The sequence below is a fragment of the Novosphingobium sp. RL4 genome (genome assembly GCF_035658495.1).
Classification (GTDB): Bacteria; Pseudomonadota; Alphaproteobacteria; order Sphingomonadales; family Sphingomonadaceae; genus Novosphingobium.
Genome location: NZ_CP141944.1, coordinates 1,260,736 through 1,286,131, shown reverse-complemented (window position 1 = coordinate 1,286,131; position 25,396 = coordinate 1,260,736). Strand labels below are relative to the sequence as shown.

General features: G+C 65.6%; 25 protein-coding genes. 14 read left to right on the top strand and 11 right to left on the bottom strand.

The annotated features are described in order from the left end of the window. Positions 1–134: 134 nt before the first annotated feature. Positions 135–446, bottom strand: a complete 312-nt coding sequence (gene rpsJ / locus U9J33_RS06220) for a 30S ribosomal protein S10 (protein WP_007011873.1) — start codon at positions 444–446, stop codon at positions 135–137. Positions 447–658: 212 nt separating this feature from the next. Between rpsJ and U9J33_RS06215 the strand changes: the two genes are divergently transcribed. Then, entirely contained in the window at positions 659–1,159 is a 501-nt protein-coding gene (locus U9J33_RS06215) for a hypothetical protein (RefSeq protein WP_324698608.1), read from the top strand. A gap of 116 nt (positions 1,160–1,275) precedes the next feature. On the opposite strand, the gene tuf is transcribed toward U9J33_RS06215, so the two are convergent. The 4 genes from tuf to rpsL all read right to left on the bottom strand — a co-directional run bounded on the left by tuf (position 1,276) and on the right by rpsL (position 5,715). Further along, positions 1,276–2,466: an elongation factor Tu gene (gene tuf / locus U9J33_RS06210; protein WP_054440300.1), complete on the bottom strand. Its 1,191-nt coding sequence runs from the start codon at positions 2,464–2,466 to the stop codon at positions 1,276–1,278. 90 nt (positions 2,467–2,556) lie between these two features. Next, positions 2,557–4,641, bottom strand: a complete 2,085-nt coding sequence (gene fusA, locus U9J33_RS06205) for an elongation factor G (protein WP_054440298.1) — start codon at positions 4,639–4,641, stop codon at positions 2,557–2,559. 129 nt (positions 4,642–4,770) lie between these two features. Further along, the gene (gene rpsG / locus U9J33_RS06200) at positions 4,771–5,241 is read right to left on the bottom strand and encodes a 30S ribosomal protein S7 (protein ID WP_054440295.1); all 471 of its coding nucleotides are present in this window, start codon (positions 5,239–5,241) and stop codon (positions 4,771–4,773) included. Between the two features lie 102 nt (positions 5,242–5,343). Beyond that, on the bottom strand, positions 5,344–5,715 hold the full coding sequence (rpsL, locus tag U9J33_RS06195) for a 30S ribosomal protein S12 (protein ID WP_007682177.1): 372 nt from the start codon (positions 5,713–5,715) through the stop codon (positions 5,344–5,346). Positions 5,716–6,331: 616 nt separating this feature from the next. Between rpsL and U9J33_RS06190 the strand changes: the two genes are divergently transcribed. The 6 genes from U9J33_RS06190 (at position 6,332) to U9J33_RS06165 (ending at position 9,639) form a co-directional block, all read left to right on the top strand. Then, positions 6,332–6,748 (top strand): hypothetical protein, encoded by a 417-nt coding sequence (locus U9J33_RS06190; protein ID WP_324698603.1) that lies wholly within the window; start codon positions 6,332–6,334, stop codon positions 6,746–6,748. Positions 6,749–7,790: 1,042 nt separating this feature from the next. Then, entirely contained in the window at positions 7,791–8,015 is a 225-nt protein-coding gene (locus tag U9J33_RS06185) for a hypothetical protein (protein WP_054440292.1), read from the top strand. A 31-nt stretch (positions 8,016–8,046) separates the two neighbouring features. Next, positions 8,047–8,355, top strand: a complete 309-nt coding sequence (locus U9J33_RS06180) for a hypothetical protein (RefSeq protein WP_324698601.1) — start codon at positions 8,047–8,049, stop codon at positions 8,353–8,355. 157 nt (positions 8,356–8,512) lie between these two features. Next, positions 8,513–8,650: a hypothetical protein gene (locus U9J33_RS06175; RefSeq protein WP_165913223.1), complete on the top strand. Its 138-nt coding sequence runs from the start codon at positions 8,513–8,515 to the stop codon at positions 8,648–8,650. Positions 8,651–9,155: 505 nt separating this feature from the next. After that, positions 9,156–9,425 (top strand): translation initiation factor IF-1, encoded by a 270-nt coding sequence (gene infA / locus U9J33_RS06170; protein WP_054440289.1) that lies wholly within the window; start codon positions 9,156–9,158, stop codon positions 9,423–9,425. Between the two features lie 61 nt (positions 9,426–9,486). Then, on the top strand, positions 9,487–9,639 hold the full coding sequence (locus U9J33_RS06165) for a hypothetical protein (protein WP_165913222.1): 153 nt from the start codon (positions 9,487–9,489) through the stop codon (positions 9,637–9,639). A 132-nt stretch (positions 9,640–9,771) separates the two neighbouring features. On the opposite strand, the gene U9J33_RS06160 is transcribed toward U9J33_RS06165, so the two are convergent. Next, entirely contained in the window at positions 9,772–9,978 is a 207-nt protein-coding gene (locus tag U9J33_RS06160) for a cold-shock protein (RefSeq protein WP_054440287.1), read from the bottom strand. 419 nt (positions 9,979–10,397) lie between these two features. Between U9J33_RS06160 and U9J33_RS06155 the strand changes: the two genes are divergently transcribed. Both U9J33_RS06155 and U9J33_RS06150 read left to right on the top strand, forming a co-directional pair. Beyond that, the gene (locus U9J33_RS06155) at positions 10,398–11,003 is read left to right on the top strand and encodes a polysaccharide biosynthesis/export family protein (RefSeq protein WP_054440285.1); all 606 of its coding nucleotides are present in this window, start codon (positions 10,398–10,400) and stop codon (positions 11,001–11,003) included. Positions 11,004–11,007: 4 nt separating this feature from the next. After that, the gene (locus U9J33_RS06150; RefSeq protein ID WP_324698597.1) at positions 11,008–12,240 is read left to right on the top strand and encodes an outer membrane beta-barrel protein; all 1,233 of its coding nucleotides are present in this window, start codon (positions 11,008–11,010) and stop codon (positions 12,238–12,240) included. Between the two features lie 92 nt (positions 12,241–12,332). On the opposite strand, the gene U9J33_RS06145 is transcribed toward U9J33_RS06150, so the two are convergent. After that, positions 12,333–13,529, bottom strand: coding sequence for a glycosyltransferase family 4 protein (locus U9J33_RS06145; protein ID WP_324698596.1), 1,197 nt, complete (start codon positions 13,527–13,529; stop codon positions 12,333–12,335). Next, the gene (locus U9J33_RS06140; protein WP_292634683.1) at positions 13,526–14,932 is read right to left on the bottom strand and encodes a pectate lyase family protein; all 1,407 of its coding nucleotides are present in this window, start codon (positions 14,930–14,932) and stop codon (positions 13,526–13,528) included. The genes U9J33_RS06145 and U9J33_RS06140 overlap by 4 nt, the downstream gene beginning before the upstream one ends. 214 nt (positions 14,933–15,146) lie before the next feature. Between U9J33_RS06140 and U9J33_RS06135 the strand changes: the two genes are divergently transcribed. The 5 genes from U9J33_RS06135 (at position 15,147) to U9J33_RS06115 (ending at position 22,301) form a co-directional block, all read left to right on the top strand. Continuing rightward, complete coding sequence (locus tag U9J33_RS06135) at positions 15,147–16,589, top strand: O-antigen ligase family protein (protein ID WP_132469051.1); 1,443 nt, start codon at positions 15,147–15,149, stop codon at positions 16,587–16,589. Next, on the top strand, positions 16,586–18,052 hold the full coding sequence (locus tag U9J33_RS06130) for a lipopolysaccharide biosynthesis protein (protein WP_054440279.1): 1,467 nt from the start codon (positions 16,586–16,588) through the stop codon (positions 18,050–18,052). The genes U9J33_RS06135 and U9J33_RS06130 overlap by 4 nt, the downstream gene beginning before the upstream one ends. Beyond that, positions 18,049–19,218, top strand: a complete 1,170-nt coding sequence (locus U9J33_RS06125; protein WP_054440277.1) for a glycosyltransferase — start codon at positions 18,049–18,051, stop codon at positions 19,216–19,218. Before U9J33_RS06130 ends, U9J33_RS06125 begins: the two co-directional genes overlap by 4 nt. A 120-nt stretch (positions 19,219–19,338) precedes the next feature. After that, complete coding sequence (locus U9J33_RS06120) at positions 19,339–21,708, top strand: GumC family protein (protein WP_185997835.1); 2,370 nt, start codon at positions 19,339–19,341, stop codon at positions 21,706–21,708. Positions 21,709–21,722: 14 nt separating this feature from the next. Further along, complete coding sequence (locus tag U9J33_RS06115; protein ID WP_324698590.1) at positions 21,723–22,301, top strand: sugar transferase; 579 nt, start codon at positions 21,723–21,725, stop codon at positions 22,299–22,301. Here the strand turns inward: U9J33_RS06115 and U9J33_RS06110 are convergent. From U9J33_RS06110 to U9J33_RS06100, 3 genes are read right to left on the bottom strand one after another with little or no spacing between them, the layout of a single operon-like run. Then, the gene (locus tag U9J33_RS06110) at positions 22,287–22,967 is read right to left on the bottom strand and encodes an HAD family hydrolase (RefSeq protein WP_324698588.1); all 681 of its coding nucleotides are present in this window, start codon (positions 22,965–22,967) and stop codon (positions 22,287–22,289) included. The genes U9J33_RS06115 and U9J33_RS06110 overlap by 15 nt on opposite strands. Next, entirely contained in the window at positions 22,960–23,934 is a 975-nt protein-coding gene (locus U9J33_RS06105; protein ID WP_185997838.1) for an ATP-grasp domain-containing protein, read from the bottom strand. Before U9J33_RS06105 ends, U9J33_RS06110 begins: the two co-directional genes overlap by 8 nt. Then, entirely contained in the window at positions 23,931–25,163 is a 1,233-nt protein-coding gene (locus U9J33_RS06100; RefSeq protein ID WP_324698585.1) for a glycosyltransferase family 4 protein, read from the bottom strand. Before U9J33_RS06100 ends, U9J33_RS06105 begins: the two co-directional genes overlap by 4 nt. Between the last annotated feature and the right edge of the window lie 233 nt (positions 25,164–25,396).

Below are 25,396 nucleotides of genomic sequence, written 5' to 3'. Positions count from 1 at the left end.
GTTTCTCCCCGCAAAGCCGGCCATCGGGCCGACAAGGACAATTTGGATCCGAAGATCCGAATTTCGCCTCGATCGTTTAAAGTCCGATCGGAAAGGACTTTCGGGGCAACCTTTCGGTCACCCCGCAAACCGGCTTAGGCCAGCTTGATTTCGACGTTCACGCCGGCAGCCAGATCGAGCTTCATCAGAGCGTCGACGGTAGCTGCGTTCGGCTGCACGATGTCAAGCAGACGCTTGTAGGTGCGGACTTCGAACTGCTCACGCGACTTCTTGTCGATGTGCGGGCCACGGTTGACCGTGAACTTCTCGATCTTCGTCGGCAGAGGAATGGGCCCACGAATCAGAGCGCCGGTACGGCGGGCCGTGTCAGCGATTTCGCCAGTAGCCTGGTCGAGCACGCGATGGTCAAACGCCTTGAGGCGGATACGGATGTTCTGAGCTTCCATTACCTACTACCGATGAGAAAGAGCCAAAGGGCCGAAGCCCCGTCAAATTCGAACCGCGCCACTACACGGTGATGCCGAGTCGAGCAAGCCCTGATTTCACGAAGTCCGGCAGGTTCCCGAAGGTCGCCAACGCGGTTCGTCGCATCGCCCCTTCCCTACCTCCGTTCCGCATCCTAGGTTGGCATGGCGACGCCTAGCAGAAGGCGCTTTCAATGCCCTCCATCACCACGACAATTTCCAGCACGCTTGCCGCGCTCACCCTTGCATGCCTGGCGCCCGCCACCGCAGCAGCCGACAGCTCCGGCTACGGCCCCGGCCAAACGGGCGTCCCCATCGACATCGACGATACCAACACGCTTTCCGCCCACGCCACCATGCCAGACGCCAAGGGCGCTGCCGTTGATGAGGCCTGCCGTGCTGCCGCCCGTGCCAGCAATGGCGGCAATGACGGCACGATCGTCGTCTGCTCCCACGGCGGCGATGGCACTGACCAGCGCGTCCCGGCTTCGAAATCCGTCGACGAAAGCACGCGTACGGGCGCGGCCTACCCGCCCGACCTCTGGGACCTGCCTGGCTGCCTAGGCCCCTGCATCACCATACCGTTCGGCCACGTGCCGGAACCTGTCTACTACATCGACCTGGCGTCCATTCCCGCAGCACCCAAAGGCTCGGATGCATGGAAGATCGGACAGGGCGAGTTGCGGGCACACTAGCCCTACGCCGGGGCCTCGAGCGCCACAAACGCCTTAACTCCATAAACGCGAAAAGCCCGGCGCCTCTTTCGAGACGCCGGGCCAATCACTTTAGCCGTAGCTGCAAGATCAGCGAATTACTTCGTGATCGTGGCAACGACGCCCGAACCGACGGTGCGGCCGCCTTCGCGGATTGCGAAGCGGAGACCTTCGTCCATAGCGATCGGAGCGATCAGCTTCACGGTCAGCGAAACGTTGTCGCCCGGCATCACCATTTCGGTGCCCTCGGGAAGGATCACTTCGCCGGTCACGTCGGTGGTGCGGAAGTAGAACTGCGGACGGTAGTTGGCGAAGAACGGCGTGTGACGGCCGCCTTCGTCCTTCGACAGAACGTAGACTTCAGCCGAGAACTCGGTGTGCGGGGTCACGGTGCCCGGCTTGGCGAGAACCTGGCCACGCTCCACGTCGTCGCGCTTCAGGCCACGAACCAGCGCGCCGATGTTGTCGCCGGCTTCACCCTGGTCGAGCAGCTTGCGGAACATTTCGACGCCGGTGACGGTGGTCTTCTGCGTGTCGCGGATACCGACGACTTCGACTTCTTCACCAACCTTGACGATGCCGGTTTCGACGCGGCCGGTAACAACCGTACCACGACCCGAGATCGAGAACACGTCTTCGACGGGCATCAGGAATGCCTTGTCGGTGGGACGCGGGGGCTGCGGGATGTAGTCGTCGACAGCCTTCATCAGCGCAAGGATCGATTCCTTGCCGATGTTGTCGTCACGGCCTTCGAGGGCGGCGAGAGCCGAACCCTTGACGACGGGGATGTTGTCGCCGTCGAAGTCATACGACGAGAGCAGTTCGCGCACTTCGAGTTCGACGAGCTCGAGGAGCTCTTCGTCATCGACCTGGTCGACCTTGTTCATGTACACGACCAGCTGCGGCACGCCGACCTGGCGGGCGAGCAGGATGTGTTCGCGGGTCTGCGGCATCGGGCCGTCAGCAGCGTTCACAACCAGGATCGCGCCGTCCATCTGGGCGGCACCGGTGATCATGTTCTTCACGTAGTCAGCGTGACCCGGGCAGTCGACGTGCGCGTAGTGACGGGCTTCGGTCTCGTACTCGACGTGAGCGGTCGAGATCGTGATGCCGCGCTCGCGCTCTTCCGGAGCCTTGTCGATGTTTGCGAAGTCAACGGCTTCACCGCCGAACGCTTCCGACATGACCTTGGTGATGGCAGCCGTGAGGGTGGTCTTGCCGTGGTCGACGTGACCGATGGTGCCGATGTTGCAGTGCGGCTTGTTCCGCTCGAATTTTGCCTTCGCCATCTTACAAACCTTCTTTCGCTTGAATTGTATCTGCGGGATGTGAGGCAACGCCCGCCGAAACAGGCGCCGCCCCTAGAATGATCTTGCCGTTTAGGCAAGCTTCTCCTTGACCTCAGCCGCGACGTTCGCCGGGACTTCGTCATAATGGGAGAAGAACATCGAGTAGTTCGCACGACCCTGGGTGAACGAGCGGAGCTGGTTCACATAGCCGAACATGTTGGCCAGCGGGACCATCGATTCGACGACCTGGGCATTGCCGCGGCTGTCGGTGCCCTGGATCTGGCCACGACGGCTGTTCATGTCGCCGATGACGTCGCCGAGGTATTCCTCGGGGGTAACGACTTCGACCTTCATGATCGGTTCGAGCAGCTTGATGCCGGCCTTCTGGGCGACTTCACGCATGGCACCGCGACCGGCGATTTCGAAGGCCAGGGCCGACGAGTCGACGTCGTGGTAGGCACCGTCGTAGAGGACGATGTCGAAGTCGATGATCGGGAAGCCGACCAGCGAGCCCGAGGCAGCGGTTTCGCGCATGCCCTTTTCGATCGCGGGGATATATTCCTTCGGAATGTTACCGCCCTTGATCTCGTCCTTGAAGGTGATGCCCGCACCGCGCTCGCCCGGCGTGACCTTGACCTTCACGCGACCGAACTGACCGGTACCGCCCGACTGCTTCTTGTGGGTGTAGTCGATGTCCACCGGCTTCGCGAGGTATTCGCGATAGGCAACCTGCGGAGCGCCGACGTTGGCTTCGACCTTGAACTCGCGACGCATGCGGTCGACGATGATGTCCAGGTGAAGTTCGCCCATGCCCTTGATGATCGTCTGGCCCGATTCGTGATCGGTAGTGACGCGGAACGAGGGATCTTCGGCCGAGAGACGGTTGAGCGCGACGCCCATCTTCTCCTGGTCGGCCTTGGTCTTCGGTTCCACCGACAGTTCGATGACCGGCTCGGGGAATTCCATGCGTTCGAGCACGATCGGCGCGCGTTCGGCGCAGAGCGTGTCGCCCGTGGTGGTTTCCTTCATGCCGGCAAGAGCAACGATGTCACCCGCGAAGGATTCGTCGATGTCCTTACGGTCGTTGGCGTGCATTTCGAGAATGCGGCCGACCTTTTCCTTCTTGCCCTTCACCGAGTTCAGGTACGAACCCTTCGAGAGCGTACCCGAGTAGATACGGATGAAGGTGAGCGAGCCCACGAAGGGATCGTTCATGACCTTGAAGGCCAGCGCCGAGAACGGAGCGTTGTCTTCCGGCGGACGGCTGTCGGGCTCGTCGCTGTCGACTTTGACGCCCTGGACGTCTTCGATGTCGAGCGGCGAAGGCAGGTAGTCAACGACGGCGTCGAGCAGGGGCTGAACGCCCTTGTTCTTGAACGCCGAGCCGCAAACGACCGGAACGAACGAGTGGTTCAGCGTGCCCTTGCGGATCAGCGACTTCAGCGTGGCGACGTCGGGCTCATTGCCTTCGAGGTAGGCTTCCAGAACCGCATCGTCCTGCTCGACAGCGAGTTCGAGCAGCTTTTCACGGTATTCGGCAGCTTCGTCAGCGAGTTCAGCCGGGATTTCTTCGTAGAAGAATTCGGCGCCGAGCGATTCGTCCTTCCAGATGATCGCGCGGTTGTGAACGAGGTCGACCAGGCCCTTCAGGTCGGCTTCGAGGCCGATCGGAATGTAGAGCACGGCAGGCTTGGCACCGAGGCGGTCGATGATCGACTGCACGCAGTACTTGAAGTTCGCGCCGGTACGGTCGAGCTTGTTGATGAAGCACATGCGCGGAACGCCGTACTTGTCAGCCTGGCGCCACACGGTTTCCGACTGCGGCTCAACGCCGGCAACGCCGTCGAAGCAGGCGACCGCACCGTCGAGCACGCGCAGCGAACGTTCGACTTCAATGGTGAAGTCAACGTGGCCGGGGGTGTCGATGATGTTGATGCGGTATTCCTGGCCCTCGGACGTCCAGAAGCAGGTGGTCGCAGCCGAGGTGATGGTGATCCCGCGTTCCTGCTCCTGCTCCATCCAGTCCATGGTCGCGGCGCCGTCGTGGACTTCGCCGATCTTGTAGGACTTGCCGGTGTAATAGAGGATGCGCTCGGTAGTCGTGGTCTTACCGGCGTCGATGTGCGCCATAATACCGATGTTGCGGTACATATTGAGCGGATGGCTGCGTGCCATGGTGAGAATCCTTAGCAGGAGTGTTCGGGGTTGGGACCGACCGTCAGATAGGCCCCCGCCCCCTGAATTAAAAGTGTGACGCCCGGATGACCGCCTCTGAAGGGGCCGATCCGGGCGACACCACGCACATTACCAGCGGTAGTGCGAGAAGGCGCGGTTCGCGTCCGCCATGCGGTGCGTGTCTTCGCGCTTCTTCACGGCGTTGCCGCGGTTGTTGGCAGCGTCGAGCAGCTCGCCCGAGAGACGCGCCGACATGGTGGTCTCGGGACGGTTGCGGGCGGCGGTGATGAGCCAGCGGATGGCCAGGGCCTGGGCGCGCTCGGGGCGCACTTCGACGGGAACCTGGTAGGTCGCGCCACCGACGCGGCGGCTGCGGACTTCGATCTGCGGCTTCACGTTGTTCAGGGCATCGTGGAACAGCTGGACCGGATCGGCCTTGGCGCGGGTTTCCATGGTGTCGAGAGCACCGTAGACGATCGATTCAGCGACCGACTTCTTGCCGTCGAGCATGAGGTTGTTCATGAACTTCGACAGGGTCTGATCACCGAACTTGGGATCAGGCAGGATTTCCCGCTTCTCGGGACGACGACGACGTGACATCGTTGGTATTCCTTGTTGTTTCGGGCGGGAGCGTGAGCATCACCGGCCGGTAGATCCAGTACCGTGCGGCAGAGAACGTCAGGCCCTCATGCCGCTACCAGCTTACTTCGGACGCTTGGCGCCGTACTTCGAGCGCGACTGCTTGCGATCCTTGACGCCCTGCGTGTCGAGCACGCCGCGCAGGATGTGGTAGCGCACGCCGGGAAGGTCGCGAACGCGGCCGCCGCGGATGAGCACGACCGAGTGCTCCTGCAGGTTGTGGCCTTCACCCGGGATGTACGAAATGACTTCGCGGCTGTTGGTCAGGCGCACCTTGGCGACCTTGCGGAGAGCCGAGTTCGGCTTCTTCGGGGTCGTGGTGTACACGCGGGTGCAGACGCCGCGCTTCTGCGGGTTCTGCTCCATCGCAGGAACCTTCGACTTGGCCTTCTGCGGTTCGCGACCCTTGCGGATCAGCTGGTTGATAGTGGGCATCTATACTCTTCTTTCAAATGGGAGTGCGATGGATCCGGGCCGGAGCATCTTGCCCGTCGAGACGGACAGCACCGGCGCGAACCCTTCGCACCCCAAGGGACCAAACCGACAACGGGCCCCGGAGCATCTGAAAGGATGAGGAAATTCGAGAGTCACGCCGAACGGTGAACACCCGGGCCGCACCTGCCGCGCCGATCCCGGATCGGGAACGATGGCGGTCTGCAACCTGGCAACCGTCGAACGTGAGCCGAAAAACACTCCACCCGGTCAGAAACACCGGATTACTTTGCCATGCGCACCTTCGAAAACCCCCTGCACGACTCGGCACAAGGTATTTCCGAAGAGACCTCCTCATGGCCAAGCCACGGAAAAGTCCCAAAAAATGCCGACATGACAATGTTCAGCTCTATGTCGTTTCCCACGAGCGAACCCGCAGGAGATGGCGGCCCTTAGGTGATCCGAGCCGCAGGGTCAAGTTCAGGCGCAATCCGCCTCCCCTCCCATCCCTATGCGGAAGCTGCGGAAGATAGCTTTGACGTCAGGAAGGGGTGGATTGCGGACGATCGGCTTTTGCGCTTCAGTGTCGACCTGAGCAACGTCAACCGAGGAGTGTGCTTTGCTGACGGAATTCTTTCTAGGCCGCGCTGACGATGGCGTCGCGCTCTCCACGGACATGGCTCGCACGCCCATCTACCGCACGAACAATGCTGATAACTCAGTTCTTGCTGCGCTCTGGAAAGCCGTGGATCAGAGTGCGGATGCTTCACGCTTGGCTGGAGAAGAGTTTTTAGTCGCGATTGGCTCGCCCGAGGGACCTTGGGTCTTTGCAATACCTGATGAGCTTGTCATTCGTTTGGATGAATTAAACGAGGACAGCTTTGCGAACGCGGCGGATCGATGGGCGCGATCAAAGGAACTTTCCTATCATGGTGTCTCCGGGGCGGACTTAATTGAACCCCTGAAAACTATGAAGGCGCTGGCGAGCGATGCCCGATCGACAGAACACACGCTCTTTTTGAGGATGGCGATGTAGACGCTGATGGGCCTTGAGACGGATCGCGAGGGCCGCAACGGGGGGGGAAGCTGTCATTAGGCGGGGCAGCTAGTCGGTTCCTTTGGCATTGCCTCAACGAACTTCGTTCCTATCCAGCGGAACGCCTGCTTCGCACACGCGCCAGTGTTGCTGCCGTCGCGCGACCCGTAGGTCACTTCCACGACATCGCTATCATGACTGGTCTTGATGTCCCAAATCATCTGTCCGTCACCCGCTTCGCCCGGAGCGGAAAAGACTAGCCCACTGCGGCGGTCCACAAACCAGTAGCTGCCGCATGCAGTGCCACAGGGAACGTAGGTAGTAGAGTAGTGACCTGCGAAGCTAATGTCTCCTTCGACCGCCAGTTGTATTTGCCTGAGAAGCTCAGGCTTGCTTTCCCCCGATGCGAAACGGCTTGGTTTAGCGTTTTCGTCTCCATCCCTTGAGCCATCGACCGGACAAACCGTGTTCGCGTCACCATCACGGCAAGCTGGCGTGTCAGAATACATGTCTTTGGCGCAAGCAGACCCAAGGCATAGCAGAAGTAGTGCCACAATTTTTCTTGTCATAAGGCTATGTTTAACCTCGCGCCTAATGTCCGTAATGGGGCGGTCGCGGACCGACAGCTTTTCTCGCGTAACATAGGGCGGCCTCGCCTGAACGAGCGGCCGCTTTCGATCAATGGAAGATACCTGCCGTCCGGCGGTAATGGGTGCAAGGCAGTCGCTGATCCGGCTCCGACCCGCTGAATTGTCCGCAATCGAGGCGTGAGGATCGAGAGACCGAAAAAGCGGCCGGAGGAATTGGGCCACGCCCCCGCGACGTCAGAAGAGCGAGAATCGACTCACGCCGTGAACAAGGGATTTTATTATTTTCTGTCCGGCTTGTGCGAACTCGTGCAAATATCTATCTAGGAACCATCGAAGAGAATTCCGTCTACAGGCAATGCTTCGACTGAGAGCTCCGTGCTCCCGCTTATGAAGTGGAGCAAGGCCATGGCTTTTCATCTCACCCGTTATTTCACGTCATCGGCATCCGCACGATGAGCCGCGCCATCAACGTGAACCTGCCCGAGGCAGACGTGATCGCGCTTTGCGACAAGTTCGCCGTGTCTATCAGCACCATCGAGCCCTTGCCCACGGGCGGGACGCATCTGGTCTGCACGCGGGGAGAAGGCGCGGACGAAATGCGGCGCAGGCTCAAGGGCCATATCGTCGAAGGCGTCGTCAGGCGCTTCCCCTTCTATCGCGCCCGGGGCCCCTGGTAGGCCCGGACGCGCCGACGCGAAGGACCGTCCGATGGCACCGCAACTCAACCTGATCGTCCAAGCCCCCATCCGCGAGGGCGCCCGGCCATTGGACCGCAGCAACGCGGCCCGCCCTGGAGTGCAGGGCGATGCACCTTCCCACTTCGACATCTTCCGCGCGGAATCCGTCAGCGTGACCTCCACCCTGTTCGCCGGGGGCGACTGGCGGTGGCGGCTGGTTTCCTGCGTGGGCACTGTGCTGGTCGAGTGCGGCGGCTATCGCAGCCAGGCGCTGGCGGCGGCGGCCGTGGACCTGCTGCGCAGCGAGGCCTGGTCCGCCACCGTATCCGCCCGGGCCTGATCTCGCGCAGGATCGAATCGGCCGAAGCGGCCTTTCCCCGAATTCGTACACGTCTTCGGGCGATCGGTGCTAGAAGCAGCCATCGCGGGAACCGGACACCAAGCCTCCCGCGGCTGAGGGATAAAACGCGCCCCCGCTTGAAAGCAGGAGCACGAACATGGCCAAGTCGCAGAAGCGCAGCACGCGGGAAATCCGCAAGCCCAAGGCAGCCAAGACCAAGCCCGCGCCTTCCCTGGGCCTTTCCACGGACTCGCAGGTCGTCACCACCATCCGCAAGCCCAGGGACAAGCTGTGAGGCCTTGACCCCCTGAGGCCCTGATCCCGCCCCTCCGCCCGCCACACCCCCGGCTGGCGGAGGGGCGCGGGGAGCATCCGCCCACCGGCGATCCCCGTTCGGCCAGTGCATTGCAGAGCCACGGCCCTCACGAAACATTTTCCTACACGCCGCCGACCGCGTTAAACCGGCCCGCCATGAAATGACGGGGATGACGGCAAGGATAATTGCTCCGGCCCCTGAATCGGCCCTGCAACCTTCATGAGGCCTGAAACGGCTTGAAAATCCCGCGCCCAAACCGGCGTAGAAGTGGCCGCAAACAGAAATCGATGCGCCGATGCAGCACGGAATAGCTTGCAATTTTGACGTTTAGACACCATGTGGCGGGTGCTGCGTCGCCTGCGACGGGATTTTGCCGGCTGGAACTTCAGCCCTGCCTCCCATTTCTAGCTGCTTGGCCTTGATGGCTCGCCTTTCGATGTGCGGACGGCGGGACCTGACGCAAATTGACTATGGACGGAACCGGATGGCCAAGGAAGAATTGCTTACTATGGAAGGCTACATCGAGGAAATCCTCCCCGATGGGCGCTTCGCCGTTCTGCTCGACAACGAGCACAAGATCATCGCCTACACCGCGGGCAAGATGCGCAAGTTCCGCATCCGCTCCGTCGTTGGCGACCGCGTACACGTGGAAATGACGCCTTACGACCTCACCAAGGGTCGCATCGTGTTCCGCGAACGCACCCCCGGCCAGGCCGGTGGCCCGCCGCGCAAGCGCGGCGGCTTCAAACGATAAACGCAATGCGGCCAAGGGCCGCTGATTCAGGGCGGCCATGAGCCGCGAAATTCAGGAATAGATGATTACAGATTTTTCGGGAGCGATCCATCGCTCTACCAATGCCTTCAATACACATCAGATCCGGCATCTCCCGCGCCCTGCGCGGGACGCCAGCCGGACCAGCCTGTCACGAGAGGATCTCCAGCGGCTTGTCGCCGCGATGGTCGACTGAGGTCGACCCTTCCTCCTGAAGGCACTTACCGGGCGGCGCGCAGGACGCGCCGCCTCGGGCAAAAACCCACAAACCGCAGCTTGCGGGGTAAGAACCGGGGTCGGCATATGCCGCGCCCCGGTTCTTCTGCAATCAGGCCGACTGCAGGTTCACGGCAGAAGCCTTGCCATTGCGGCCGACTTCGACTTCGTAGGAAACGCGCTGGTCCTTGTTCAGCGTCTGCATCCCGGCGTTCTGAACGGCGCTGATGTGGACGAAGCTGTCCTGGCCGCCGTCCTCGGGCGAAATGAAGCCGTAACCCTTGTCGGTGTTGAAGAACTTCACGGTGCCGATCGGCATGGGTGTTTCCTTTCAAGAAACGGTGTTTTCGGCCTGCGAGATTGCAGTCCGGTAGTGCGTCAAATCGTCAAGTGAAAGGAAATCGTCGCAGTTGAAGTTCGGATCGGAAAATTCCGGCCCGGACCCAATATTGCCGAAACCCGTCGCAAATTCGACGTCAGCGCCAACGGCTATATCACAACAGCGCCCCGGTCCCTAGCTGGAACTGTTCTCGGGCGGATGATCCCCCTTCGCCCGAGTATTTTCGCGGCCTGTTCTCCGAGTTCGCCACCACCTAGCCCTTAATAACCAAGGAAATCCGCCGTCATTTTCGTAACCTATCAGGTGACGAATCCATGGGCGTGTCAGCCATCGGCGGGGCGGTTTCCCCCCGAAGGCAGGGCGCCGGGTGGCAGGTCTTTCCAGGGAGGGCACCCCATATGTCGCACCAGTTATCGCGCCTGTTCCGTTTCAGGCACATTCTCGCGGCCCCGCTTGCCGCGACGCTCGCTTCGTCATTGATGCTCGGGGCATGTTCCTCGCCCACGGCATCTCTGCCCACGCTCGCATCCACGCAGGCAGGTCCCTACCGCGTGGGTGCGGGCGACAAGCTGCATATCGTGGTGCAGGATCTGACGACCGCCGACGGCGACTACATCGTCGAGGATACCGGCGCGATCTCGCTGCCCTATATCAAGCAGGTGAACGTCGCCGGGCTCACCTACCGGGAGATCGAACAGGGCATCGCCGCCACGCTGCTGCGCCAGGGGATCATGACCGGCGACCCGGTGGTCAACGTCGGCCCGGTGGAACTGCGCCCGTTCTATGTGGTGGGCGAGGTCAACCAGCCCGGCCAGTTCGCCTATCGCCAGGGCATGACCGTGCTGGCAGCGCTTTCGGCGGCGGGGGGCTACACTTACCGCGCGCAGACCGGCAAGGTGGCGATCACCCGGCAGGTCGACGGCAAGGACGTGACCGCGCAGGCGGACGAAACCACCATCATCCTCCCCGGAGACCGTATCCGGGTCTACGAGCGCTGGTTCTGACGCCGTGCGGGGGGCAATCGCACTGGCCGTCCCGGTCCCGCTCCTGCTGGCGACTCCGCAGCAGGCACTGGCCCAGGCACGCGACATCGGCTCGACCGCTCCGGCGGTCTATCCCAACGATAGGTCCTATCGGGAACTGCCGATCCACCTCGGCTCGATCGACGTCACCATGGGCGGCGAAGCCCGGATCGAGTACGACAGCAACGTCTACGCCGAACCCGCCAATGCCCGGGACGACGTGCATCTCGAAATCACGCCCGAAATCAGGGCCCGGACCGCGCCCGGCGTCGTCAGCGGCGAAGTGCTGGCCACGTCCACGATCCGGCGCTTCGCCGATCTCAAGACCGAGAATACCGAGGCCTGGCTGCTCCAGGGCTCGGCGCGCTGGTCTCCCGATCCTTCCACCTCGGTAACGGGGCGCGGGTTCTGGCAGCGCGCGGTCGAGGAGCGCGGCTCGCCGGAATCCCGGCAGGACCCGAACTCCGGCCCCCGCGAGATCGACAGCCTCGGCGGCGAACTGCGCGCACACCATGAGACGGCGCGCCTGCTGTTCGACCTTCAGGGCAACATTACCCAGTACGACGCGGTTTCCGCGGCGGACGCCAACCGGGACTTCACCGGCTACAGCGCCCTTACCACGGCCGGCTGGCGGGTATCGGGCATCACCTTCGTCACCCTGAGCGCCTTTGCCGTGCGGCGTGATTTCAGGATCGAAAGGACTTCCGAGGGCGACAAGCGCAACACCACCACCTGGGGCATGCGCGGAGGCATCCAGATCCAGCCGGGAGGCGTGCTGGAGGGCAATCTGTCGGCAGGCTTCTTCCGCCTCGAACCCGACGACCCGGGCACGCCGGGCCGCACCGGGCTCTCGGTCTCGGGCAACCTGACCTATCATCCCACGCGACGCACTGCGGTGATCCTCGACGCCTTCAACGGCGACGTCGCAACCTTCCGCACCGGCGCCCAGTCCCGCACGGACACGACCGTCAAGCTGGCGGTGCAGCAGGAGATCAGGCACAACCTGTTCGCAACGGTAGGCGCCGGCTATCGCCGCTCGCGCTACAACGGCTCGGGAACCAAGGAGCAGACCGTAACGGCATCGGGCGAGATCGAATATGTGATGTCGCGCAATATGTCGCTGGCCGGCTACGCCAATTTCGGCAAGCGGACCGGCGATGACGGCACCCAGGAGTTCGACCGCTTCCGCACCGGCGTCGCACTGCGCATCCGGTTCTGACCGGGCACCCCGCCGGCAGCACACACCCAGGGGAGCGCCCCGGGTGTGTGCTGCCGTGTGCGGGGTCGGCCCGTGCCGCGCGCCCTTCCCCTTCAGCCTCGCGCCAGTTCCTCGTAGACCGTGCTGACCTGACGGACGTGATTCTCCTTTGAGAAGCGCCGCCTGGCTTCGAGCCGTGCATGCCGGCGGATCGCGTCGATCCGTTCCGGATCGGCAAGCAGGTCGGCGGCCGCGCGCGCCATGGCGGCGGGATCGTCGAGCGGGCAGAGCACGCCGCAGCCGCCCTCCAGCGCCTCGGGGTTGCCGCCCGAATCCGTGGCGACGACAAGCGTGCCGACCAGCATCGCCTCCACCAGCGTGCGGCCAAGCGGCTCGCGCGCGGCGGGAACCAGCAGCAGATCGCAGCCCGCCAGCCATTCATGCCCCGGCGAGCGATAGCCCATCATATGGACGCGGGCATTGCCGGATACCCGCGCGATCCGCTCGGGCAATGCGTCTCCCACCTCGGTGTTGCGCGGATCGCCGAACATCAGGCCGACGACCGGACGGTCGAGCATGGCGCCCAGCCGCTCCACGGCCTCCACGAACTCCAATGGCCGCTTGCGCTTCACGAAGTTGCCGAACCAACCGCACAGCAAGGCATCGGGCGGACAGCCGAGTTCCTCGACGATCCGGGCGCGCATCGCCGCCCAGTCGGCGCTGACCGACGTGTCGAAGGGACTGTAGACGACTTGCGCGGCCCTGGCCGCCTCGCTCGATCCCTGCGGCAGGGAAAACCGCGAGACGGTGAAGATCCGGCTGGCCAGCAAGGGGGCGACGAAGCGCAGGCCGCGGGCATCGGGATCGCCGCGATGGTGCCAGACCAGCCGCGCCCCCGCCAGCCGCGCCGCCAGCGCCCAGCTCGCATGGCTGCGGCCGTCATTGCTGTGAACCACGTCGATACCATGCTCCCGCAGGAAGCGCGCCCGGCGGGGTACCCCTGCGAGCGCGCGCAGCACCTTGCCGGGACCGAAGCGCGCGCCGGGCACGAAGGAGCGGCGCGGCGCGGCGGGATCAGGCATCCGGGTAAAGGCGCCGAAGAACTCCGCAATCGTTCCGTCCGGCACTTCCGGCACCACCAGCAGGCGGTAGCGCGCCTGATCGAGGCCCTCCATCAGCCCCCGCGCCGAGACATGGCTGCCGCCCAGTTCGTCCCCCGCGAAGGGGAAGCAGATGGTGAGCGGCCCGCCGGTCCGCCCACGGGCCGGAATCTCGCCGCCAAGGGGAACCGGCGCAGCCAGGCTGTTCACAGGCCGAACCCCTTCTCGCGATATGCCAGGAATTCCTCGAAGTTCTCGATCCCGTTGCCGTTCCGGTCGCCCCAAGCGTCGTTCTTCGTGGTGTCGAGCCCGTTGGCGCGCTCCCAGGCGTCGTCCATGCCGTCCTTGTCGTTATCGGCATAAGGCGCGGCCGGAGGCTGGTAGGGGATCGCCGGGACAGGAGCGCCGATACGTCCGGTGATGCCACGCACGTCGGCGAGCACCTGCTGGTCGATGGCATCGCGCGGGAATGCCCCGGCGCGGGCGAGCACGGAGGAATAGGCGGCCGTCGCGGCCATTGGCTGGAGCGTCAGCGGGCACGGCGCCTGCTGGACCTGCGCGGGCACGACTTCCGGGCTGACATGCTTGAAATTGCCGCTGAAATTGTTGTCCCACAGATAGATCGACGCGGTTCCCGTCGATCCCACCGTCTCGCGGGCAACGCCGCGGCTGTTGGTGTTGGTGTTGGTCCCGGCGATGAAGCTGTTGCCGACGATGGATACCGGCGAGCCCCCGTAGCTCTCCCAGACTTCCGCGAACTCGGAGGCGGCGTTGTAGAGCACGTTGTTGATGACCTCCACGCAGGAGCCGCGCGGGAAGTTGATGTCGGGGTTGCGGTCTCCGTTGTGGGCGCAGACGTTGCCGATGAAGCTCAGCTTCTGCTTGTCCACCGGATCGCTGGCGAGCAGCGCGCACTTGTCATGCTTGGGGATACCCCAGGCGAAGATCGAATTGCTGATGGTGATCTCGTCGTTGTCGTCGTAGCCGTTGATCACCTCGTCGCGCGCCCAGGAGGCGCTGACATGGTCGATCACCACGCGGCTGCTCCGCTCGATGGTGATATCGTCCTCGCCGCCGGGATTGCGGCCGATGCGGTCGGTGCGCACGCGGATGCCGCGCACGACCACGTCATGCGTGTTCTTGATGACCAGCGGGGTCAGTCCGTTGGACCCGCCCGCATGGGCCAGCGTGATCCCGCCGCCGGGCGCGGTCTGGCCGGCGATCGTCAGGTAGGGGGTCATGATCCACGGCGGGCGCTGGGTGAAGCGGATCACCCCGTTGACCCGGAACACGCAGACGCGCGGACCGGTCGCGGTCACACAGGCGCGGTAGGAACCGGCGCCGGAATCGGCCAGCGTGGTGATGTAGATGATACGCCCGCCGCGCCCGCCCACGCTGGTGGCGCCGTAGCCCACGGCTGCCGGGAACGCCTTCTTGCCCGCGATGGCGCGCACCACGGGCGCCGCCGCCAGCACCGGCTCGCCCGCGGTTCCGGCAAGGCCGAGCACCAGGGCCACGATCGCCAGCACCGCGCCGCCGAACCAGACGGGACGCCAGTTCGCGCGTTTCCTCGCAACGGGGCGGGCTGTCCTCGAGGTGTCTGCCGCGGTCATGCCATATCTCCAGCCTGGCTCAGGAGCACTTTGCCCCCCGCCCCCCGCAAAGCCGTTTGCGGCAGGACCTTGATCCTCGCCCCCAGTGCGCACAAGTCACCAATTCGACTTAGCGCGGGACCGGCCCTCACCCTTTTGCGCTAACATCTATGCGCTGGCGGACTGCCCGGACTGGCCTTTGCCTTCGCCTCCCCCCCTGACCATGATCGCCGCCATGGCCGCTATCATCACACAGGCATCCCCCGAGTTTCCGGCGGGGCTTCCGAAGCCGGTTCCCGGCGTGATCCCCGACGCGGGGTGGCAGCAGCCGGCGAGACTTCCGGGCCATTCCGCATATCGGCCCGCGACCGCTTCGGTATCCCCATACGAACGCGTGATCGCCGTGCTGCTGCCTGTCGCCGCCTTCTTCCTGAGCTGGTGGCAGGTGGGCCGCATTCCCGCCTTCAACCTCACCATGTCCGACATCCTGCTTCTCGTCTGCACGCTGCTCATGCTCGCCTCGCGCGGGCTCAACGCGGCGATGATGGGGCGGATGTCGGCGATCTGGGTGCTGGGCCTGGTCATGCTGCTGGGCGGGATGCTGGTCGGCTCGGTCACGCACGGCGATTCCGAACGCTGGCCGGTGGTCGCCGGGCAATATGCCTTCGCGCTGCTGCTGATCCCGATGCTGCTGGCGAACTGCAGCCACGCACTGCTCCAGAAATGCGCGATCGCCTATGTGCTGGGCGTCGCCGTATCGCAGGCCATCGGCATCGCCATGGTCAACCTGCTGAGCCGCGCGGCGATCACCCAATACGTCAACAAGTACGTGGTGACCGGCAATGGCCGCCTCGGCGCGATGACGGGCGAGCCGAACTCGAACGGCGCGGTCTGCGTCTTCGCGCTGATCTTCCTGATCCACGCTGTGATCGACAAGCGCCTGAAGACGGTCTTCGCGGTTCCCCTCGCGCTCGTGATCGTGGCCGGGCTGGTCTATTGCGCCAGCTTCACCGCCTTCACCGCGACGATCCTGTCCATCGGCTTCATCCTCGCCTTCTCGCGCATCCGCACGGTCATCTCGATCGCGGTGCCGGTGCTGCTGGTGGTGACTGCCTATGTCGGCCTCGGCGGGCCGGTGCCCGCCGTGTTCGAGCAGCGCGTGGGCGACGCGGTGGTCACCGGAGATCCGACCAAGGCGGGTACTTTCGTCGGCCGCTCGGTGCTGATCGAGGAAGCCTGGCAGATGTCGGGCAACAACCTGCTGATCGGTCTCGGCAGTGACGGATACCGCAAGGCCAGCTCTTACGGGATGCCCGTGCACCAGCTCTACCTGCTGGTGCTCAACGAAGGCGGGATCGTCTCCTTCCTCGGACTCTTCGTCATGTTCCTCGCCATGCTGGTGGAGGGGTTGTTCATAGCCCGAAGAAACAAGGCGGCCGGCGTGTCCGCGCTCGCCAGCCTGGGAGTGTTCTTCATGTACGCCATGTCGTTGCCGCACATGTTCGCGCGGATGTGGAACGGACCGGTGGTGCTGATGTTCGCGCTTGCCGGGGCCGCCACTTTCACGGCGGCACGGCGGGAACGGCGCCCGAGACACGGGAGCTGGAAACCGGACGAACGGGAAGGCGACGAGCCCTCCCTCCGCCCGCAAACGATACGGACGCTGGAAGCAGGATGAACCGGAGAGAGAGTGCCAGCGAGGGCGCGGCGCCGATCTGGCGCCGTGGAGCCTCCTTCATCGCCCGCCAGCGCGAACGCTGGCAGGGCTCGGAGATGCTCCGCCCGCATCTCATGAGCATCATCCACCTGCTCTCGGGCAATTTCGGCGGCGTGATGATCATGATGGCGAGCCTCGCCATCGCCACCCGCGCGCTGGGCCAGCAACAGTTCGGCACCCTCGCCGTGGTGCTTTCCATCGGCAGGGTGTGCGAACGGCTGATCCGGTTCGAATCCTGGCAGCCGCTGGTCCGCTTCGTCGCCGTGGAGGAGGAAAACGGCGATGCCGGCAGAATGTCCTCGCTTTACGCCTATGGCCTGCTGCTGGACGTCGGCAGCGCGCTGGTGGCGGCGTTGATGAGCGTCCTGGTCGCCTGGCTGGCGGGCAACCTGATCGGCATCCAGCCCCATGACGTGGACCTCGTGGCGATCTACGCCTGCGCCATCGCCTGCAACCCGCGCGGCATGGCCAGCGCGGCACTGCGACTGGCGGGGCGCTTCCGCATCCTCGCCTATGTCCAGCTCGCCTCGTTCGTGGCTCGATTCGCGCTTTCGGCGCTGCTCTACGTACTGGGAGAAGGACTGGTCTGGTTCGTCGTGGTGTGGACGGTGAGCCAGATCTTCGATTCGGCGCTGTTCAACTACCTCGGTTTCCGGGCGCTTCGCGATACCGGCATTCCCAGCCCGCTCAAGGCGGACCTGCGCGACCTGCCGGGCCGCTTCCCCGGCTTCATGCGCTTCGCCATCTCCACCAACCTCTCCTCCACCCTGCGCACGATGACGCACGAGATGGACACCCTGCTGGTCAGCAGCTTCGCGGGACCGGCAGCGGCCGGGCTCTACTATCTCTCCCGCCGCATCGCCAAGGTGGCGCAGACCGCGGGCGACATGATCCAGACGGTGATCTACCCTGATCTCGCCCGGCTCTGGCGCAAGATGGGGCCGGATTCGATGGCCCAGCTCGTTTCCGTGCTGCAACTGGTGCTGGCGGGAATCGCGCTGGCCACGGTGGGGGCGTGCTGGCTGCTCGGCCGGCAGGCGATCGAACTGGTGTTCGGCCCCGGCTTTGCCGACAGCTATCCCATGCTGCTGGTCCAACTCGTGGCCGTGTTGCTGACGCTTCATGCCACCCCTACCCGCGCCGCGCTGCTGGCGATGAACCGGCCGACTTTCGTGCTGCTCTCCAGCCTCGCCGCCACCGTCAGCTTCTTCGCTTCCGCACTCGTGCTGATCCCGCATTACGGCGCGCTCGGCGCCAACATGGCCCATATCGCCTTCGGAATCGCCACGGTGGCCCTGCTCGACACCGCGTTCTGGCGCGGCATCCGCAGCGCCCGGCGCACTGCCGTCCCGGCATCCGATTCCCTGGGCTCCCTGCATCCGGCACCCGTGCCTACCCCGATGCCGGCGGATTCCCGGACATGACGGTTCATGCCCCCAGCGAAGGCTTCGCCCGCAGCGTCAGCCCGCCGCAGCCGCTCCGGGTCAGCTCGATCATCACCAGCCTGACGTCGGGCGGCGCCGAAATCCTCGTCACCAACCTCAACGGCGCGTTTGCCGCCAAAGGCGCATCCGGCACCGTGGTCGCTTTCTGCGACGCGGGAACGCTGGGCAATTCAGCGGAGATGGAAGCCGAACTCGCCGCGCAGATAGACCGCACCGGCTGCCGTTTCGAATCGCTCTCGCTCGGACGGCGGCGGCGGCTGCTGCCGGGAATCCTCGCCTTGCGCCGCCACCTGGCCGAAACACGGCCCGACGTGGTTCACGCCCATACCGTGCGCGCGGTGGCCATGCTCGCCTTCTGCGGCTACCGAGGGCCGGTGGTGTTCACTTACCACAACAGCCGCCTCAGCTTCCCACCCGGCCTGTTCACCCTGCTCGACCGGGTGGTCCATCACTACGTCGCCATCAGCAACGACACCGCAGGCATCTACCGGCACCTGTCGAAGCGGCCCTTCACGCTGATCCAGAACGCCCCCGCCGCGCGCTACCGCGCCGCCGGGCCGCGCCTCGTGCCCGAACGGCCCTGCCGCATCCTCAGCGTCGGCGCGATCTCGGACCAGAAGAACTATCCGCTGCTGATCGAGACCGCCCGCATCCTGCGCGACCGCGCGACCCCGGCCTGTCCCGCCCCGCTGCTGCGCGTGGCCGGTGGCGGCGAGGGGCTGGAGACGCTCCGCGCCCAGGTGCGCGAGCTGGGGCTGGAGGATGTCGTGCAGTTCCTGGGCGAGCGGCGCGACGTGCCCGAACTGCTCGCGCGCAGCGATCTCTTCCTCAACACCTCCCACTACGAGGGGTTTTCGGTGGCGATCCTTGAAGCCATGGCCATGGGCCTGCCGGTGGTCGCCACGGATGTCTCGGGCAATCGCGGGCTCGTGCGGCCCGCCCAGAACGGGCTGCTCTGCCCGGTCGACAGACCGCAGGCGCTGGCCGCGGGTATCATGCGGCTGATGCAGGATACTTCGCTTTACCGGCAGTTTTCCGCGGGCGCGCTGACCACCAGCCGCGAGTACACGATCGAGAACGCGGCCGCGCGCCATCTCGAACTCTACTCGTCCCTGCTGCGCCGCCGCGCCCCCCAAAAGGACTAGTCTCTATTAGCGGCGCCGTTCACGGATGCCCTTTTTGCCTGTCCCGCCTTTCACCGCATAGTCGAACATGGAAGGCCACCTGACCCGGCGGCACCTATCTTCACCTCGCAGGAGGGGCACATGTCGACTGCAATCGCGCCAAGCCAAATGGGCGGCGCGCCGGTACATTATCGAGGACCGGCGCTGTCGCAGGAAGGTTCCCAACCACCCGAACAGCAGGTCGGTCCGCGCGACCTGCTTCGTGTCGTCTACCGCTATCGCACGATGATGGCCCTGATCGTCGGCACGATCACGCTCGCGGTGCTTGTGCAGCAGTTGCTTTCGCCCACGCTCTATCGCTCCTCCTCCACGGTGCAGGTCGAACTGATCGACGAAGTCGGCACCAACCAGGCGGACGTCAATTCCCGCAACGCGGAACGCGTCGCCAATGCGGTGCGCCTGCACCGTTCGCGCTCCGCCGCCGAACAGGTGATCCGGGATCTCGATCTGGTTCACAACCCGGTCTTCCTGCGCGAACTCGGCAATGTCCCCTCGGACGCCAAGGTCCTTTACCAGGCCGCGACCAACAAGGTCCTGTCGATGACGACGATGAACTCGGAAACGGGTTCCGACCTCATCGAGATCGCCGTGACCGCGCGCTCGCCCGAACTGGCCGCCGAGATCGCCAACCAGATCCCGCCTTCGGTGCGCGCCCTGCGCACCAGCAAGAGCAACGAGCGCCGCGCCGAGCTGCTCTCCTCGCTGGAATACGAACAGCAGGCCCGCGCCCGCGCCGCCGAGGAAACCGCCAGGCACGTCGCCGATTTCCGCGAAACCCACCAGATGCTGGTGGGCGCGGGCGGCGCGGAGGACCTCGCCCAGATCAATCGCATCGCCGTGCAGAGCGCGGCAGCCACCGCCGCGCGTGACGGCGCCGCCGCCCGCAGCGCCGGCATCGCCCGCGCCAGCCAGATGCAGAGCACCGCGCTGGCCACCTCCGGCGCGCTTGACCAGCTCGAACGCCGCCGCGGCGAACTCGTGGCCGAAGCCTCCAAGCTCGGCACCAGCCTCGGGCCAAACCATCCCGACGTGAAGCGCCTCGGCTCTCAGCTTGCCGCGGTCGACAGCAGCATCGCCGAGGAACGCGGCCGCGTGCAGGCCGCCGCCCAGGCCGACGCTTCCGCGCGCGGCGCGCAGATGGCGCAGATCGCCCGCAGCGAAGCCGCCGGCGATTCCGCGCAGGCCTCGCGCCTCGAAGGCATCGTCGCCGGGCTCAGCTCGATGGCCTACCGCAACACCTCCAACACCGTGCAGCTCGAAAAGCTGGTCCGCGAGGCCACTCTCGCCGACGATGCCTACAAGGCGATCGCCGGCCGCGTCGAACAGGTTCGCGCGCAGATGCAGCTCGAAGGCGTGTCCTCCTCGATCGTCTCGCCGGCGGTTCCCAATTACGATCCGATCGCCCCGGCCCCGGTCAAGATGGCGATCACCGCGCTGCTCGGCTCCACCGTGCTCGCCTTCCTGATCGCGTTTGCCCGCGACTTCCTTGACGACCGCCTGCGCACCACCGCCCAGATCCGCCGCCTGTTCGGGCTGCCGACGCTGGGGATGCTGCCGCTGCTCAACCAGGACCTTTCGGAAGATCCGAAGGAAAGCCCGGTCATCCGCGAGCCGCAGTCGCTCTTCGCCGAAGTCGCCCGCTCGGCCTATACCGAAGTGCGTGCGCTCGACCGGCGCCCGCCGGCCCAGCGCAGCAACTCGCAGGTCGTGCTCGTCACCTCGCCGCTGCCCGGCGACGGCAAGTCCACCGTCTCGCTGACGCTGGCCGCCGCGGGCATCGCCATGGGCGATCGCACGGTGATCCTCGACCTCGACTTGCGCAAGCGCGGCGCCCTCCAGCGCCTCCAGAGCGACATGCAGGTGCCCGATCTGGTCGACATCGTCTGCGGTCGCGCCAATCTCGACAGTCTGGTGAGCCCGCGCTCGGCCAACCCCTATGACGGTCCGGACATGCCCGTGACGCTGGACGGCGAGGCCGGGGTGCCGATCCCCGTCGAAGCCGCCAGCCCGCACCAGATCGTGCTGCTGAGCGCCAAGGAACCGGTGGCGGAACCGGCGCTGCTGCTGTCCTCCAGCCGCCTCAAGACCCTGCTCGAACAGCTCCGCGAGCGTTTCGAACTGGTCATCATCAATGCCCCGGCCGCCCTGGCCGTGCGCGATGCGCGGGCGATGTGCCACTTCGCCGACCAGACCGTGCTGGTCGCCCGCTGGGGCCACACCACCGGAGACCAGATGCGCGCCGCGCTCGAAATGCTGGACGACAGCGTGGGCGGCGTGATCTTCGATCAGGTGGACTACGCCGAACATGCCCGCCGCCGCTACGGGGACTCGGTGCAGTATTATGCAGACTCGGCCAGCTACTACAGCTCGCCGGTCGCCGCCCGGGAGGCCATGGCCGCCCGTATCCGTCGCATGTTCCGGGGCCACTCCTGGCGGCCGGTGGAAGCCTGAGCGGGGCGCGCGGCGTGCAGAAGCTCCCCTTGCGTCTGCTCGCCGCGCTGCTCCTGCTGGCCGTGCTTCCGCTGCTGGTGGTGCTCGGGATCGGCGTAGTCCTGTCAATGGGTCGCCCGGTGCTGTTCCGACAGCGCCGGGCGGGCCTGCACGGACAGGCCTTCCCCCTGCTCAAGCTGCGCTCCATGCGCGAGGCCGCCGGAAAGGACGGCCAGCCGCTGCCCGACGAGGCGCGCGTCACCCGCTTCGGGCGCTTCCTGCGCCGCAGCCGGCTCGACGAATTGCCCGGACTGTGGAACGTGGCCGCCGGCGACATGGCCTTCGTCGGCCCGCGCCCCCTGCTCCCCGAGACCATCGCCGGACTGGGCCAGCGCGGCGCGATGCGCGGCGAGGTTCGCCCCGGGCTGACCGGCTGGTCGCAGGTCAACGGCAATACCCTGCTCTCGCTCGACGAGAAGATCGCGCTGGACCTGTGGTATGTCGCTCATGCCGGGCCGCTGCTGGACCTGCGCATCCTGGCGCTGACGGCCTGGGTCATGGTCGGCGGCGAGCGGCGCTCGCCGGATATCGCCCTAGCTTCAGGCGCGGACTGACGGTTCCAGCACGAGATCGTCCAGCGAATCCACCACATGGTGAGCGGCATGTTCGGGGGTCGGCGCGATGCAGGGATGGATATGCCCCTCGCGCAGGATCTGCACCGTCAGCCAGCCGCGCGCGCGCGGGGTGACGAAGTCCTTGGCCGCATTGTCCCCGATGTAGACATGTTCGGCGGCAGGACGTCCCGACCATTGCTCGACCATCGCATAAGCCATGGCATGGGGCTTGGCGCAGCCCTCTGGCAGGATGCCGGTGAGCACCACCTTGCCGATCCGCGCGTAAAGGCCGAGCGCCGCCACCTTGTTGCCCTGCGTCTGGCCGGGACCGTCGGTTATGATCGCGGTCGCGTGGCCGTCCAGCCGGTCGATCAGGCGCGCGGCGTCCCCGGCCAGCGCGATCTCGGGCGCATGGCCGCGATAGAGCGCCACCAGCGGGCCGACGTCGATCGCGGAAAGCCCCAGCGCGCCCAGCGCCGCATCGAACACGGTGCCGCGATGCCCCTCCTCGAACAGGCGCACGCATTCAGCGCCGTAGCCCGGCAGGCCGTGGCGTTCCTCGACATGACGGCCCACCGCCGCGAAGCCGCTCAGCGCGAAATCGCGTTCGAGATAGAGCGTATCGTCAAGATCGAGCACGACGACACGGCGCGAGATATCAACCACGGAACACGGCACTGTCGTAGCGTACCATGGTCACGCCCTCGCGCCAGTGGTCGCTTGCACATTCGGGCAGGCCCGCCACCCGCGCAAGCAGGCTTTCGGCGAAGCGACCGCCCGCCTGGTCGGCCAGCGGATAGCCGCCGCCGAAGCGGGCGTTGATCTCGAACACGCGGGGGCCGCGATCGGGGTCGTCGATGAGCTGGAAGCACAGGACGCCCTCCGCCCCCCGCCCCCGGCCCAGCGCCGCGGCCACGTTGGCGGCGATCTCGATCATGCGCGGATCGCGCACGGTGCGCCCCTTCTCGACTTCGCCCGCCCGCACCGAGATGCGCAAGTGCGGGATCGCCGAGCGGATCCGCCCGCGCGCGTCGAGGTACATGTTGATGGTATATTCCGGCCCGCGCAGCAGTTCCTGGACCAGCATCGGCTCGGGATAGTCTTCGCGGATATCGGCGGCGGATTCGAGCACTCCGATGCCCCGGCTGGCGCTTCCTCCCACCGGCTTCACGAACAGCGGGAAAGTCCAGCCCGAGGGATCGGCGCGCAGGGCCTCTATCCGCGCGGTGCGCGGAACCGGCACTCCCGCGTCGCGCAGCACGGTAATGGTGCGCTCCTTGTCTCGCACGACGTCGATGATCTCCGGCGCGCCGACATGGACCATCGTGCCCACTTCGGCGAACCTGTCCCGCGCGCGGGAGAGCACGTCCAGCTCGGTATCGATGGTCGGCACCAGCAAGGCGATCTTCTCGCGCGCGCAGTGGTCGAGCAGGCGGGCCACATAGTCAGGGTCGGTGCAGCGCGGCACCTTGAAGGCGGCTTCGGCCTCCAGGCAGGCGGCGCTGAGTTCGGGCTCCAGGTCGCAGGCATGGATTTCCGCCCTCATGCCGAGCTTTTCGGCAGCCCGGCGGAAACAGCGCGTCAGTTCGACACGGCGACCCGCCGAAGTAAAGAGAATGCGTACCACGTTCATCTGCGCGTTCCCGCCTTTCCAATGAGGGCCTTTGCCATGAGGGGCTTTCCGACGGGAGCCTCCCCGGCATGCCTGGCGGCTCCCCCCTCTCCATGCCCCGCCGCGCGGGACTGCGCCAGCCGCCGGTCGTCCGGGTGCCCCGCTTCGGAAAGCCCGTTCCCCAGCACCTGGTCCCAGTTCTGGAGTATCCGCTCCGGATGAAACCGTGCCATGGCCGTGCGCGCGGCCCTGCCCATGCGCATCCGTTCGAACGGATCGGCGATCAGCGCGGACATCGCCGCCGCCAGTCCCTCCACGTCCTCGCTGTCAACCAGCAGCCCGCTGCGGCCGTGCTGCACCATGTCGGAAGGCCCGAAATCGCAATCGGCCGCGACGACCGGCAAGCCCGCCGCCATCGCCTCGCCCAGCACATTGGGAAAACCCTCGTAGCGGGAGGAGAGGACGAAGATATCCGCCTGCGCCACCCAGGCCCGCGGCCGGGGCGTCAACCCGCGCAGCACGACCCGCCCTTCCAGCCCGGCACCGGCGATCAGCGCGGCAAGGGCGCCGTGTTCGGGACCCTCACCCCAGATATCCAGCCCCCAGCCCGGCCAGCGCGGCGCCACTTCGGCAAAGGCCCGCACCAGCAGGTCGAAGCCCTTCTGGTGCGTCAGCCGCCCCACCGCGCAGAGCCGCCGGGTATCGCCGGCGGCGCGCAGCACGTCGGGTGGCGGCACCGGGTTCGCAATCGTCACCAGCTTGCCGCGCACCGAGGCGGGGAAGCAACGACGCACCGCATCGGTCTGGCAGACGATGACGTCGGCGCGGCGGTAAAGCAGGCGCAGCAGGAGGTTCCACAGCGGGTGGGCGGCCTGCCGCTCGGGGTTGTTGCGCTCCGAACAGACCAGCCGGATGCCGGTGCCCGTGGTCGCCAGCGCAGCGATCAGGTTATTCTTGGTCAGGAAGGACACCAGCACCTGCGGCTGCCGCGCCGCAAGGACGCGCCGCAGCGCCGCCACCCGCCCCGCCATGCCGGCAAAGCCGCTCGAACCGCCCAGCCGGTGCAGCATCGCGTCTTCGGGAAGGCGGTGGAATATCGGATCGGCGGGACGGTCGAAGGCGATCACGTCCACCTGATGCCCGGCCTCGCACCAGTGGCGGGCCAGCTGCGCGATCACCTGCTCCGCACCGCCTGCCCCCAGACCGGAGGTCAGGATCGCGATATGCGTCGATGTCGGGAGAATTGCCAAGGAGGAAGAGCCCGTCCGGATGCCGCGCGAAGCGTGTGATCGATCGCCTCCAGTCTATCGAAAGGCCCGGCCGCACGGCAGGGTTCATGCGGTCTAACCCTTTATTGGCAAAGGCATCCATCCCTCGCCACCCGCCTCGCGCGCTGCCTTCATCCTGAGTGATTACGCCCTAATCGCGCTCACGCGGGGGGCCGTGATCCGCCAGACTTCCGCGCGGCGTCGGCAGCGCCGGC

Coding starts and splice junctions, on each gene's coding strand:
- rpsJ (WP_007011873.1), bottom strand. CDS start 446: ATGGAAGCTCAGAACATCCGTATCCGCCTCAAGGCGTTTGACCATCGC.
- U9J33_RS06215 (WP_324698608.1), top strand. CDS start 659: ATGCCCTCCATCACCACGACAATTTCCAGCACGCTTGCCGCGCTCACC.
- tuf (WP_054440300.1), bottom strand. CDS start 2,466: ATGGCGAAGGCAAAATTCGAGCGGAACAAGCCGCACTGCAACATCGGC.
- fusA (WP_054440298.1), bottom strand. CDS start 4,641: ATGGCACGCAGCCATCCGCTCAATATGTACCGCAACATCGGTATTATG.
- rpsG (WP_054440295.1), bottom strand. CDS start 5,241: ATGTCACGTCGTCGTCGTCCCGAGAAGCGGGAAATCCTGCCTGATCCC.
- rpsL (WP_007682177.1), bottom strand. CDS start 5,715: ATGCCCACTATCAACCAGCTGATCCGCAAGGGTCGCGAACCGCAGAAG.
- U9J33_RS06185 (WP_054440292.1), top strand. CDS start 7,791: ATGAGCCGCGCCATCAACGTGAACCTGCCCGAGGCAGACGTGATCGCG.
- U9J33_RS06180 (WP_324698601.1), top strand. CDS start 8,047: ATGGCACCGCAACTCAACCTGATCGTCCAAGCCCCCATCCGCGAGGGC.
- U9J33_RS06175 (WP_165913223.1), top strand. CDS start 8,513: ATGGCCAAGTCGCAGAAGCGCAGCACGCGGGAAATCCGCAAGCCCAAG.
- infA (WP_054440289.1), top strand. CDS start 9,156: ATGGCCAAGGAAGAATTGCTTACTATGGAAGGCTACATCGAGGAAATC.
- U9J33_RS06165 (WP_165913222.1), top strand. CDS start 9,487: ATGATTACAGATTTTTCGGGAGCGATCCATCGCTCTACCAATGCCTTC.
- U9J33_RS06160 (WP_054440287.1), bottom strand. CDS start 9,978: ATGCCGATCGGCACCGTGAAGTTCTTCAACACCGACAAGGGTTACGGC.
- U9J33_RS06155 (WP_054440285.1), top strand. CDS start 10,398: ATGTCGCACCAGTTATCGCGCCTGTTCCGTTTCAGGCACATTCTCGCG.
- U9J33_RS06140 (WP_292634683.1), bottom strand. CDS start 14,932: ATGACCGCGGCAGACACCTCGAGGACAGCCCGCCCCGTTGCGAGGAAA.
- U9J33_RS06135 (WP_132469051.1), top strand. CDS start 15,147: ATGGCCGCTATCATCACACAGGCATCCCCCGAGTTTCCGGCGGGGCTT.
- U9J33_RS06130 (WP_054440279.1), top strand. CDS start 16,586: ATGAACCGGAGAGAGAGTGCCAGCGAGGGCGCGGCGCCGATCTGGCGC.
- U9J33_RS06125 (WP_054440277.1), top strand. CDS start 18,049: ATGACGGTTCATGCCCCCAGCGAAGGCTTCGCCCGCAGCGTCAGCCCG.
- U9J33_RS06120 (WP_185997835.1), top strand. CDS start 19,339: ATGTCGACTGCAATCGCGCCAAGCCAAATGGGCGGCGCGCCGGTACAT.
- U9J33_RS06105 (WP_185997838.1), bottom strand. CDS start 23,934: ATGAACGTGGTACGCATTCTCTTTACTTCGGCGGGTCGCCGTGTCGAA.